Genomic DNA, 12,633 nt, shown 5'->3' with positions numbered 1-12,633 from the left:
GAACATGGAACTATTACTCGATATACCCGAAAAAATTACCTGGCACATGGCCTGTCACGTGGCTGATGTACCGGAAGATGGGGGTGTTTGTGCGCTGATTGAAGGGCGTCAGATTGCTATTTTTAATTTTTCAAGAAGAGGAAAATGGTACGCAACCGATAATCAATGCCCGCATCGACAGCAAATGGCGCTCTCGCGCGGGCTCATCGGCAGTCAGCACGACGAGCCGAAAGTAGCCTGCCCATTTCATAAAAAAACTTTTTCGCTGGAATCGGGCAAATGCCTGACGGACGAAGCGTACAAAATACAGACCTTTCCGGTGCGGGTAAAAGATAACCGGGTATTTATAGGAATTTAACAAAACATGAATCAACTCGACCGAAAGGTTGCCACCCGGCTCACGCAGTATTACGTCATGGCGCTCACTCTTGTGGCGCTATTGACGGTTAGTGGGTTATGGTTTGTGAAAAGGATTATTCATGAACTCAATGGTGACGGGCGGGTGGTAAATGTAGCCGGACGGCAGCGCATGCTCAGTCAGCGGCTCACCAAACTGGCCGTGTTGCGTGTACAGGATATTCCTCATCGCGACACGGCTAACTTCAACAATCTTCTGTCTTTGTGGCAGGAAAGCCACGAACAGCTTCGGGAAGGATTATTGCGTATGGAAAATGAATATACCGTTCGTAAAAGTCCTTATCTCGATCAGATGTTTGGCCGCCTGCAGCCGGTATATACGTCTATGTTGTTTTATTTTAAAAAAATTAACACAGAAATCACTACTCCTGCCGAACGAAAAGTCGCTCTTGCAGGCATCCTGCGGCAGGAACCACTTTTTTTACAGCAAATGGACTCCATTGTGTTTCAGTTTGATGCCGAAACCCGGCAGCGCGTTCAGTACCTGGAACGGATCGAATGGTTTTTGACGCTTGCCACCTTATTGGTTCTTGTTCTGGAAGGACTATTTGTGTTTCGTCCCGTGGTGGGATATACCAAGAAAGTCATTCGGATGCTTACAAAATCGGAAGAAGAACTGAAAGCTGCCAACGAAAAACTGGCGGTTTCAAATCAAACCCTGATTCATACACAGGAGAAACTGCTGCGTGCTACCGAAGAAAAATATCAGTTGCAACGAACCGAAGAAACCGTTCGGACGGTGGCTTTGCTGGAAGGGCAGGAGGAAGAAAGAAAGCGCTTTGCCCGCGAACTTCACGATGGCATCGGGCAGATGTTGACTGGCCTCAAACTGCATATTGAAAAAATCAGACAAACTCCTTTTGAGAATGAAAAACAAAAGCAGCGGTTTGAAGACTTACGGAATCTGGTACAGGAAACCATTCAAAGTACGCGGCAGGTTTCTTTCAATCTGATGCCTTCTGTATTGAGTGATTTTGGCCTGGAAGCGGCCCTGCAACTTCTGTGCGATCAGACGTCACGCACGGTAGGTTTGCCGATAACCTACGAAGGGACGCGGGAAAATACCCGCCTGTCGGCCGCGCAGGAAATAGGCTTGTACCGAATCACGCAGGAAGGCCTCAACAACGCCATCAAACATGCGGAAGCTTCGTTGATCACGGTAAAAATGGCCCGAAATTCAACCGGACTAACGCTTCGGATTCAGGATAATGGAAAAGGTTTTGAGAAAAAAAAGGGGATAAAAAGTCCTGGGCCTGCGCTCATTCATAACGGAATTGAGAACATGAAAACCCGGGCCCGTTTACTAAATGGCACGTTCAAACTCGAATCTAAACTAAACAAAGGAACAAAAGTAGAGGTTAAAATAATTTTATAACTAATTCTAAGTCAGTCGATATGCCTATAAGAATTTTAATTGTTGATGACCATTCGGTGGTGCGAAAGGGTCTCTTAAATCTGTTGGAAGACGAGCCCGATATTGAAATTGTGGGTGAGGCATCTGATGGAGATGAAGCGTTGGCCATGATTCCGATTGCAAAACCGGACGTTCTCTTGCTCGATATTACGATGCCGCGCCTGTCGGGAATTGAAGTAACCAAAGAGGTTTCGCGCTCTTTTCCCGGGATCCGGATTTTGGTATTCAGCATGCACAATAATCCTGATTACATTTTGAGCGCAGTGCAAAACGGCGCGGCGGGCTACCTGCTGAAAGATACGGATCAGGAAGAAATCCTGAAAGCGATTCGGACAGTCTTTGCCGGAGAATTGTACTATCCTGCCAATGCGTCGTCGGTTATAATCCGCAGTCTGATTGTCCCAAAAAACAACAGCCGTACGGCCGATTCCCTCACTTCTTCGGGCTCTGTTTCTTCTATTTGGAACAAAGTAACAAGCCGCGAATATCAGATTTTACAATGCCTGACCGAAGGCATGAGCAGCAAAGAAATTGCCGAGCGGTTTGATGTCAGTCCGCATACCGTGGCTAATCAACGGGCAAGTATTATTCGCAAAGCCCGCGTTAAAAATACAGCAGAGCTCGTAAGTTTAGCACTGAAAGAACATTTATAAAAAACACTTCATCAATACGAACTTATTCAAAAAGCCAACAGCCCGGAACGTGACGCTCCGGGCTGTTGGCTTTTTTATGTATTAAAGAAATTCCCTCAGTAAGCTCAATACTTCAAAATTCGTTTTTGAATCGTTTGGTCTTCCAGCGATACTTTAATGAAGTAAATACCTGCCGGAACCTGACGAATATCTACCGGATAACGAACGCTATCCTCTTCTTTTACAAAACTACCTGAACTCAGTTCCTGACCGTTAAGCGTCAGAATGGTAACGGTTGTTTTTCCGCGAAGGGCGTTGCTCATGCGTAGTTCTACCAAACCCTGCGAAGGATTGGGCGAAATGGACGTTGTGTTTTCCAGCAATGTTTCCAGCGACGGCTCGTTGCCCAGAACCTGTACGTTTCGCACGTAAATCGTAGCCGAAGTACTGTCGGTACATACGTCTACACCGGTACCTTTTACCGAATAAGTAATTGCCTGCGAAGGCCGGGCAATCACCTGAGGGCCAAGAGCCGTGTTCAGACCCGTAGCCGGAGACCAGGTGTAGATACTTGCTCCACGTGCCTGCAAAGTGACGCTTTCGCCCGGGTTGATAAACTGAGCGGAAGTTGAAATCAGAACCGATGGTTTCATGCCCACACGAGCTGTAATGTCGTGAGCAATGTTAAGTCCGGTACGACGCAACATCAGGTCCCATTCGCCCTCGGCGCTCAGTTCCCAGGAGGTTCCGCGCAGGGCTTCTCCGTCGCGGGTAGTGGTGAGTGCTACCGAATCCCCGGTATATTCGAGCTGAATACCCACGTGAAAAGGCAATCCGGAAAGGGGCACCTGCCGCTCAAACGTAACGTCAGTAGCTCTGTTTCGGGCAATGTCGTTCAGGATTGTACGTAGTGGCACTTCTTTTTCTTCCAGAATAGCCCCCGGTCCGCCCTGAAAACCACGGGCATTCCAAACCGTAACCCGCACAATAGCTTCGGACTCGGCCCCCTCCTGCGCAAAGGCCCGGGCAAAGCGAAGGGTAGCGCCTCCTAGATTGGTGTAGCCGAGAGGATTGTCAAACGATTCAGAAACCGCCGCTATACGCCGCCCATTATGTCCCGACACGTACCCTACGCGTGAGGTATCCCGAATAACCGTTCGGGTGCCTTCAAAATTGGTTTTTTCGGCACACAACCCAACGTTCAAAACCTCAATGTAAGCCGTCCGTTTGAGTGTGTCAGAAATCCCCGTAGAGTTGGCCGCCACAAGTGTGACCTCAAATCTGCCGGGTGTGTTGTAAGTTACCACTGGATTTTGGTCGGTAGAATTCGTCGGTGTACCACCTTCAAAAGTCCAGTACCAGCGGTTAGGAAAATTAGTGGAGAGGTCAAAGAAACGCACCTGTCCGCCTAGCAGAATCTGTTGAGTTTCGGCCCGGAAATTAGCCCGTGGAGGGCCTGCCACTAACGTGCCGCACAAGTTGGATTGCGCCAAAGTATTGCGTCGGGGGCTTAGATCCATGACGGTTCGCATGCGTAATTTTTGCCCATTGGTAAAAATATTCATACAGGCATCATCCGAATAGTCCATATAGTTTTCGACCATATTGACCGATCCGCAGCTTGTACGGCCCACAGAGCATCCCCGGCTTTCGCTTGCCTGTGGGGGCGTGTCATCGACAAAGTCGTTGCCACAATTGGCATCGCCCCAAATGTGGCGCAGGCCTAGCCAATGCCCGGTTTCGTGTGTAAGCGTACGGCCCCGGTTGTAGGGAGCGTCCATATTGCCAAAGTTTCCTTTCAGCACGTTGCCAAATGATTGATAGCGAACCACCACACCATCGGTGTTGCGGGGACTGTTATCAGGAATACCATTGAGGGTAGAAAGACTGGGAAACTGCGCATAGCCAATCAGAAGACCATCGGTAGAAGCAAAATCGAGCACCCAAATGTTGTAGTACTTGTCCGGGTCCCAAATGGTGCTGGGCTTTAAAATATTCTCAATGTCATTGCGCGACCAGCTCGGCTGCCCGCCATTAATACGGTTGACACCGGCCTCGGCCATGGGGCGGCCCTGTTGGTCAATGCGAGCCAGGCAAAAGTCAATTTCAATATCTGCCCCCCGGGGATCATTGTTGAAACCGGGTGTACCGGGAGCCCGGCGGAAGTCTTCGTTAAGCGTCGCTATTTGAGATTGAATGCGTGCCAAACTCAGGTTTCGTCCCTGACCTACGGCTTCGCCATTGTGTACAATGTGCACAATCACTGGAATCGTCAGGGTTTCGAGGGTGACGCGCCCGCTCTGCTGAAGCAGTTTTCTCTCCTGCATTTTGGCTTGTAACACCCGTTCAAAATCATCCAAAGAACCCATGCCCGGATGTTTGGCACGCAGGAGACTGTCCATCTCCATCGTTATGCATGGCTCAGTTTGGGCAAAGGCCGTGTGTATGAACAGAGAAAAGAAAAGGAGTAAGCCAGGTAGGTAAAAACGCTTCATGAAGTTCAGTTGATTCGGTCAGCTCAAAAAAAATTAAAATACGTACGCCACGCCGGGCTTTGTTTAGTTGCTTTATTCATTAGAAGAGGCAAAGCTAAACCGGTAACTTGCGTCCAGGTCGTCGAGGTAAATTTCCATGGTCATGCTCGTAGCCGTGAGTGATTTTACTATAAAAGGCAGCCGTCCGGAGCTCAGCACCGGAAATGCAAATTCGAGAGTAGCGTTGGCATTTACAAATGACCAGGTATCGGTCAGCAACACATCCGGCTCATTGGACGAGCACTTGGTAGGGCCGTTGGTATATTCATATTTACGCTCTCCATTGGCATAAAATACAAACTGATCGTCGGCTTCGCAGCTATTGTTGAAAAGATTCCGCGCCGGAAGAACCCCCGAACTTTCTCCTTCATCCAAAACCTCAAAGGAAGTAAGCGTCCAGGTTTTCTTTTCAGTACCAGTCAAAAGTTGTGTATAGGTAAGCGGCTTGGGTTCAATTGTTTCTGAGCAACTGCCAAGTGCAAAAAGTGCCAAAACAACGGCTAATGAATGGAAGCGATTTACTGGCGTCATGAGTTTAAATTTATAAGGTTATTGCAGGAAACGGGCAAAACGATTTTAGGTGCTTTTTACTTACCGTGGGCGGAAAGTAAACGGAACACTCAGGACCGTATCGCGCGTGGCGCTGGCTTGAAATTTCAATTGAATATTCAAAATAATGGCTCGGGTTTGTGGATTCCAGATCCCGGTACCCCGTATCGTATCGTAAGGCGAGGACAGATCCGGGCTTACCTGCGTCGGAATAGTCAGGGTATTGTCGCCATTGTCAATAAAATTTATGGGCGATTTTATGGCATTAAAGCTAAATACACCCACGTTCCAGTTGGCCACCCGGTATTCTTTGCAGTCGAGGCTGCTGATTTCGATATTTCTTACCACATCATTATACCCCTGCCTACTCCCGGTATAAAAACCACTCAACAGACAATCGTCCTGTATGGTCAGGGTGAGGTTTTTGCCGACGACATTATTAATTCCAAAACCAACCTGCAAATCTTCCGCAGGAGATACATCCGTTAGCGTAAAGACCACATTTTGCGATTCCAGAATATTATTGGCGTTATTGAGTAGCCGCACGTTAATCGTTCCAAAGTACTCATTTGCCGGAATCGTGACGGTTCCTTTGGTGCCTTCAATGACATAGTCACGGCCTTCGCGGGCAGTTCCGGCTACGGTATAGTTGACGGTCACCGGCGTGTTTCGGGCTTTGCCAACGATATGAACCTTAATAGCCACGGGTTGTCCCACACTTTCTTTGAATGTGAGCGTACTATCGGAAAAGCGCACAAATTCGGGACCTTCAAACAGGATACGCTGTTCTTCGCAGGAAGCAAGTCCCACAAGCATAGCCACAAAGGCCATCGAAAAAAGTTTATGAATTAATTTCATAGTTGAATCATAATAAGGTGAAACGAGGCTTTCGCACAAGAGTTCAATAACCGGGATTTTGCTGACCCGACAGGGCCGGGTTCCGCTGAATTTCACTTTGAGGAATTGGCCACAGTTCAAATTTCGGGTCCCAATTTGACGAGAAAGCCGACATTACGTTCTGAATCCGTCCTGTCCGTTTGAGGTCATACCAGCGATGACCTTCAAAGGAAAGTTCATAAATTCGCTCTCTTTCAATGACTTGCAGGGCTATGTCCTGCGTAGTAAAATTGGCTGCCGGCGCTTTGGCTCGTGTGCGCAATACGTTTACGTCGGCCAATGCCCCGTTGGAGCCACCGATGCGTCCCTGCCGGGCACGAGCCTCGGCCCGAATCAGGTACAGTTCGGCTAGCCGAAAAATCGTGATGTTATTATTGGCTTCATCCGGTGAACCGTACTTTACTACCGACCAGCCGTTGTCGTTGCCGCGCTGTTGTTGGGCATTAAAAGCAATGGTTTGGCGTCGCTCTCCGGCGTTGGTTTCCAGCATGGTAAGCACATAGGTATTAGCCGGAATTACTTCGCGTCGTCCTCTGAGTACATTATTAAGCCCAAAGGTAGAAGTGCCGGGATCATCGCTGGAATTGTTGGCGTAGGCTACTTCGAGAATGGTTTCATCATCGAACTCCGCAAAAATTACGTCAGAATAAGCTGCCGGAAGGGTTTGAATCTGTGAGGCGATCACCGCTGTGGCAAACTGCTCGGCCTCTGCCCAGCTTTGCTGATACAGATAATAGCGGGCCAAAGCTGTGCGGGCGGCATTTTGAGTAACAAAACTTTTGGCCGTAATCCGGTTGCTGTTGTTTGCCGGCAAATCAGGTAAGGCAGCAGTCAAATCTTCCAGAACAGAAGCAAGAATTTCGATTCTGGAAGTCTTGGGAATCGTTCGATTGGTTGTAACATCTGAGGTTGTTACCTGAGGAATATCTCCAAAAGTATAGACACCGATAAAATTGGCAAAACCCCGCAAAAACCGGGCTTCGGCCAGGACGCGCGTTCGGGTGGCTTCGGTTACGCCCGGTACCTCATTGATGCGTTCCTCAATAAAATTGGCGATGTAAATTGTGCTGTATATGGCTCCCCACAAACCTTGTGCGGCGGCATTAGTTGCGGTTATTTGTTTATTAGCCAGTTCATTATAAACAGTAAAAGTTCCATTGAACTGTACAAAATCCGGAGTAAAATCTCCCGCTACCACCAGGAATGCACCCATACCTCGGTAGGCATTGTACAAGCCAAGCCGCACCGCATCCACATCAGAAGCTTCATTGAGCACAAACTCATCCACAAGGAGGTCAATGGGTGGTGGTTCGAGAATTTCCCGGCAGGAACTTACGGAAACCAGGAAAGCCAGCAGTATGCCCAAAAAACGAAAAGTATTTTTTCTCTGTCCAAAAAAAACGTGCGGCTTTTTGGGCAAGTGAGATTGTATAGTTGGATTACGTATCATATTGTTTTTCAATATCATTTCTTTCAGAATGGTCATGTCAGAATTTAACGGTTACGCCCAGCATCATGGTTTTAACCTGTGGCAGAGTAAAAAAATCAATCCCCTGCGCGGTTGTAGATCCATCTAGTGTACTCACTTCGGGATCCGTACCTGAGTAGGAGGTGAGTGTCCAAAGGTTTGTTCCCGATGCAAAAACCCGAACGCTGGAAAGCTTTACTTTTCCTACCCAACGGGCCGGAAGGGTGTAGCCAAGCGAAACGTTTTTGAGGCGGAGGTAGGAGCCATCTTCCAGAAAACGACTGCTGTGAAAGTTATTATACGTATTGCCCAGCTCATAGCGAGGAATATCCGTGACATCGCCCGGGTTTTTCCAGCGACGCCAGGCGTTGACGTGCTGATTGTTCTGAATATCTGCACCAGCGTTTATGAGCGTAGCATTGGTAAAGTTCAGGGTTTTATTTCCGTACATGAATTGAAAAAATACGCCTAAATCAAAACCTTTGTAGGTAACTCGGTTATTAAAACCACCAAATAGAATGGGTTGTGCATTGCCAATTACCTGTCCATCTTCGGGAGAAATCCGGCCATCGCCGTTGATATCTTCATAAATAGCATCGCCCGTAGCGGGATCTACGCCAAGAAATTTAAGGCCCCAGAACGTACCGAGCGGCTGCCCTTCCAGTACGGCGTTGGTTGCGCCCACGCCATCTGCCGAATAACCGCGGAAAAGCGTATCCTGATTGGCGAGAGTTACCACCTTATTAATATTGTGCGTGAGATTCAGATCGGTGGTCCAGCGTACGGCCCGATCCACGTTGACCGACGATAGTGTCAGTTCGATACCTTTATTGGAAATAGAGCCAACGTTCCCCTGAATACTACCAAAACCGGTTGTAAGCGGAATCGGCTGTGCAAATAGCAGGTTGTCGGTCAGGTTGCTGTAAGCATCGGCAGTGACGGTAAAACGCCCATCCCAAAAGGCAGCGTCAATCCCGATATTTGCCTCCCGGGTACGTTCCCATTGCAGGTCGGGATTGCTGAGGTTGTCGGGGCCAACGCCTGTTGCCCCGTTGTAAGTTACACTTCCCCAGGTGCCCAGAAACTGAAAGTTTCCGATGCGCTCGTTTCCGGTGAAGCCGTAGCTTCCACGAAGTTTTAATTCACTAATAAAGCCAACGGACTCCATGAATTTTTCCTGAGAAATCCGCCATCCGGCTGATAGAGATGGGAAAAGACCGAACCGTCTATTTTGGCCAAATCGCGAAGAACCATCGTAACGTGTAGTGAGGCCCAGCAAAAAGCGATCTTTATAGTCGTATTTTATTTCACCAAAAAAAGAAAGTAATCCGTTTTGTGAAAAACCTGAACCTCCTGCATCAACAATACCTGCGGAATTAATATAAGTAAAATCATCGCTTGGAAACAAACGCCCCTGCACGTTGGACGCCCGGCCTTGGGAATAAATAATCTCGTTGCCAAGTAAGGCATTAAAATGGTGCGTATCGTTGAGTGAAAGGTAGTACGTCAGTACATTGGAATTGATCAGGGTGTACGATGTGGAGGTAATGTAGACTCCGTAGCCTCTTCCGCCCACTCCTGCCAGAAAGCCACCGATTGCGGTTCCGGAGGGCTCGTACTGATCTTCTTCGGCATTATTATAATCCATGCTGAATTTGGTTCGAAAGCGAAGGTTTCGGACCAGTTCATAATCTGCATTGATCCCGGCCAGGATTTTGAGGCCGTGGGTAGTGAAACGGGGGAGCAGCGCCTGTCCAACGGGGTTAAAATTCGGAAAACCGGCGTAGCCAATCGAATTTGGACCATAAAGCTCCCCCTGCTCGTTATAAGGGGCATAGAATGGAAGGCTTTTGATTGCGCCGGAATAGACCCCGTCCAGAAAGTTGTCGCCTTTTACCCGGTCATTTCTACTGATTGACATATTGATATTGGCCCCTACATTGAGTTTATTAGAGGCTTTATGGTCCAGATTCAGTGCTCCGCTGTACCGTGTAAACCGGTTGTTGAGCTGAACGCCTTCTTCGTCACGTACGTTGCCACTCATGTAAAATCGGGTGCGGTCGTTGCCACCTGCTGCCGAAATCTGATACTGTTGCAAGACTCCCTGCCGCAGAATCGCATCTACCCAATCAGTATCTACGCCATCGGTTACGCCCGTAATAAGTCCTTGCTGCGAAGGATCCTGTCCGGCGTTGGTCACGGCTTCGCGTTGCAGCTCAACAAGTTGCGTGGCATTGAGCATACGAGGGCGCTGCACAATATCCGTAATGCCGCGTTGCACGTCTGCGGTAATGCTCGTTTTGTTGTTTTTTCCTCGTTTTGTAGTAATGATCACGACACCATTCGCTCCACGCGAACCATAAATGGCTTTGGCAGAAGCATCTTTCAGTACTTCCAGTGATTCTATATCGTTGGGGTTGATAATAGCGAGCGTGTTGTCTTCCTGTCCGCCAAAACTTCGTCCGGATACAGGTCCATCGTAGACCGGAACTCCATCCACAATAAATAACGGGCGGTTGGAGGCCGAAATAGAAGTATTTCCCCGAATCCGAACCGATATTCCACCGCCGGGCGTACCGGACGATTGCGAGATCTGCACGCCGGACGCCTGTCCCTGCAAAGCCTGATCAATTCCGGTGACCGGAATATCCTTGAATTTTTCGCTTTTTATGGAAGTAATGGCACCAATCACATCTTTGCGCTGGGTTTGGTTGTAACCCGTAACTACCACCTGAGTAAGTTCCGTGGCGCTTTCGGCCATTTCAACATTCACAACCGAGCGGCCGGAACCGACGGTTATTTCCTGGGTTTCGAGGCCAATGAAAGAATAAATAAGCGTAATGGTACCCGAAGGAACGGCAAGGCTATAATTTCCGCCTGCGTCGGTACTTGTGCCGGTTGTACTGCCTTTGACCACAACGTTCACACCCGGCAGAGCCGAGCCGTCCGCGACGGACGTTACTTTTCCCGTTATAGTTCTTTGTGCCATGGCACTCTGTACGAATCCTGCGAGCAGGAGACACAGGAGCCAGAAACGACTGTAATTCTTCATGTGTTGAAATAGTAGAAAGTAAATGCAGTACGATTAAATTTTTGGGGAGTTGATTATTGTTTCAATTATATATATACGCTCAATATAGTCTTTTGTGTTGCTTGCGAGGGGATTTTTTTCGGGAGAGAATCCCAATTTTACAAAAAAAACGAGCAGAGGGGAAGGATACTATCCTTAAAAATACAAATTAAACCCAAACTCTCACTTTTATGTTTTTTCGTACATACGATCCAAAAAGAAAGAGGTGCCATTTTGGCACCTCTTTTCAGCTCTGTAACTATCTGTATTGTAGATTAATATCCTTCGTTTTGCTGCAAATTTGCATTTGCGTCCATTTCCCGCTGCGGGATCGGAAAAATTAGTTTGGGTGAATTGTACGGCAGCGAACCTACATTGCTTTTAGTCCTTTTCAGGTCATGAATCAGGTGACCTTCAAAGGCAAGCTCCAAACGCCGTTCGCTCAGGATGCCTGCAAGAGTCAAATTCGCCGCAGAAACAGGTGCCAAACCAGCGCGCACACGAATCAGGTTGATGTCCTCAGCGGGCGAAGCACCGACCGAAGCATTGGTCCGGAAATTGGCTTCGGCACGTGTCAGGTACATTTCAGCCAGACGCATGACCTTAATATTTCCGTATTGATTGAGCCATTTGGAAGTATAAATACCGCCGTTATCGCCTTCATAAAAAAGCGTTCCTCGTAAGTCGTCGGCTTCGTAGAGGTCCAGGTGCGCATCTTCAATCAAAATATCCCCGCGTCCGCCAAATTCAGCAGCGCCATAGAAGGTATTCAATGAGTTAACTCCATCCTGATCCGTAATCTGAATGGCAAAAATATCCTCAGCGGTATTGAATCCATTTTGATTGACACGTAAATCGAACACATCACCGGCTGCTACCAGCGAATAACGCCCCGAGTTGATCACCCGCGTAGCCGCATTGGCCGCATCAGCATACCGCTCCTGCATCATATAAATACGTGACAACATGCCGGCGGCAGCGGCTTTGGTAGCAAAAAAACCATTGGCTGCGGGAAGTTTGGCTTCGGCATCAGTCAAGTCCTGAATCGCCTGCGCGTATACTTCGGCCACGGAGTTGCGGCTGACGTTCGCTTCCTCGGTAATTTCGGTCGTAGGTGTCAAAATCAGCGGTATACCTGGATTAGACGCAGGGGTACCATCGCCCCACGCTTTGCCATACACCCGTACAAGTTCAAAGAACAAGCTTCCCCGTATGAACTTAGCTTCGCCTTCCACGCGGTCGCGGATGCCGGAAGTTACTACGTCCAGGTTCGCCAGAACGTTATTAGCAATGTTGATCGTCCGGTAGGAGTCAAGCCATGTTTCAGAAGACTGACTGTTATTGACAAGCATGCTTTTACGAAATATTTCATCAGGTGCCACGAAGGTTCCATCAAAGAAAATCTCGCCATTGTCGCCCAATAATTCGGCGTCGCGTTGTAAATTTCCGCCATATACATCTGTTGTCCCAAGGGCATCGTAAGCACCTACCAAAAGTGCTTCAACGTCGCCGGAGGTGGCCACCGCCGCACCGGCGTCGATGGTGTTGACGGGTTCTACATTCAGCTGATTGGTGCAGGCTGCCAGCGAAAGCATTCCGGCAATCAGGGAAAGTGAAAATTTATTTCTAACTATATGTTTCATTTTTAATTC

At 48.4% G+C, this 12,633-nt stretch carries 9 protein-coding genes; 3 read left to right on the top strand and 6 right to left on the bottom strand.

Annotation, left to right across the window (positions count from 1 at the left end; all coding sequences use genetic code 11):
• The first annotated feature begins 4 nt into the window (after window positions 1–4).
• From nirD to EZE20_RS19465, 3 genes are read left to right on the top strand one after another with little or no spacing between them, the layout of a single operon-like run.
• The gene (nirD, locus tag EZE20_RS19475; protein WP_132120846.1) at window positions 5–358 is read left to right on the top strand and encodes a nitrite reductase small subunit NirD; all 354 of its coding nucleotides are present in this window, start codon (window positions 5–7) and stop codon (window positions 356–358) included.
• A 6-nt stretch (window positions 359–364) separates the two neighbouring features.
• Window positions 365–1,792, top strand: coding sequence for an ATP-binding protein (locus EZE20_RS19470; RefSeq protein WP_132120844.1), 1,428 nt, complete (start codon window positions 365–367; stop codon window positions 1,790–1,792).
• Window positions 1,793–1,812: 20 nt separating this feature from the next.
• The gene (locus tag EZE20_RS19465; RefSeq protein WP_132120842.1) at window positions 1,813–2,484 is read left to right on the top strand and encodes a response regulator transcription factor; all 672 of its coding nucleotides are present in this window, start codon (window positions 1,813–1,815) and stop codon (window positions 2,482–2,484) included.
• Between the two features lie 104 nt (window positions 2,485–2,588).
• Here the strand turns inward: EZE20_RS19465 and EZE20_RS19460 are convergent, their stop codons facing one another.
• From EZE20_RS19460 to EZE20_RS19435, 6 genes are all read right to left on the bottom strand, one after another.
• Window positions 2,589–4,958 carry a M43 family zinc metalloprotease gene (locus EZE20_RS19460; protein ID WP_132120840.1) on the bottom strand — a complete coding sequence of 790 codons (2,370 nt, stop codon included), beginning with the start codon at window positions 4,956–4,958 and terminating at the stop codon, window positions 2,589–2,591.
• Between the two features lie 72 nt (window positions 4,959–5,030).
• Entirely contained in the window at window positions 5,031–5,528 is a 498-nt protein-coding gene (locus EZE20_RS19455; RefSeq protein WP_132120838.1) for a lipocalin family protein, read from the bottom strand.
• A 60-nt stretch (window positions 5,529–5,588) separates the two neighbouring features.
• A complete protein-coding gene (locus EZE20_RS19450) occupies window positions 5,589–6,404 on the bottom strand; it encodes a Calx-beta domain-containing protein (protein ID WP_132120836.1) in 816 nt (271 codons plus the stop codon).
• A 43-nt stretch (window positions 6,405–6,447) separates the two neighbouring features.
• Entirely contained in the window at window positions 6,448–7,893 is a 1,446-nt protein-coding gene (locus EZE20_RS19445; protein WP_132120834.1) for a RagB/SusD family nutrient uptake outer membrane protein, read from the bottom strand.
• 37 nt (window positions 7,894–7,930) lie between these two features.
• Entirely contained in the window at window positions 7,931–10,900 is a 2,970-nt protein-coding gene (locus tag EZE20_RS19440; protein WP_228713894.1) for a SusC/RagA family TonB-linked outer membrane protein, read from the bottom strand.
• 356 nt (window positions 10,901–11,256) lie between these two features.
• Entirely contained in the window at window positions 11,257–12,624 is a 1,368-nt protein-coding gene (locus tag EZE20_RS19435; RefSeq protein WP_132120830.1) for a RagB/SusD family nutrient uptake outer membrane protein, read from the bottom strand.
• Window positions 12,625–12,633 lie beyond the last annotated feature (9 nt).

It is taken from the genome of Arundinibacter roseus, from assembly GCF_004348825.1.
GTDB classification, from domain to species: domain Bacteria; phylum Bacteroidota; class Bacteroidia; order Cytophagales; family Spirosomataceae; genus Arundinibacter; species Arundinibacter roseus.
This window is presented reverse-complemented; position numbering and strand designations above follow the sequence as displayed.

Coding starts and splice junctions, on each gene's coding strand:
- EZE20_RS19435 (WP_132120830.1), bottom strand. CDS start 12,624: ATGAAACATATAGTTAGAAATAAATTTTCACTTTCCCTGATTGCCGGA.
- EZE20_RS19440 (WP_228713894.1), bottom strand. CDS start 10,900: ATGGCACAAAGAACTATAACGGGAAAAGTAACGTCCGTCGCGGACGGC.
- EZE20_RS19470 (WP_132120844.1), top strand. CDS start 365: ATGAATCAACTCGACCGAAAGGTTGCCACCCGGCTCACGCAGTATTAC.
- EZE20_RS19460 (WP_132120840.1), bottom strand. CDS start 4,958: ATGAAGCGTTTTTACCTACCTGGCTTACTCCTTTTCTTTTCTCTGTTC.
- EZE20_RS19450 (WP_132120836.1), bottom strand. CDS start 6,404: ATGAAATTAATTCATAAACTTTTTTCGATGGCCTTTGTGGCTATGCTT.
- nirD (WP_132120846.1), top strand. CDS start 5: ATGGAACTATTACTCGATATACCCGAAAAAATTACCTGGCACATGGCC.
- EZE20_RS19455 (WP_132120838.1), bottom strand. CDS start 5,528: ATGACGCCAGTAAATCGCTTCCATTCATTAGCCGTTGTTTTGGCACTT.
- EZE20_RS19445 (WP_132120834.1), bottom strand. CDS start 7,893: ATGATACGTAATCCAACTATACAATCTCACTTGCCCAAAAAGCCGCAC.
- EZE20_RS19465 (WP_132120842.1), top strand. CDS start 1,813: ATGCCTATAAGAATTTTAATTGTTGATGACCATTCGGTGGTGCGAAAG.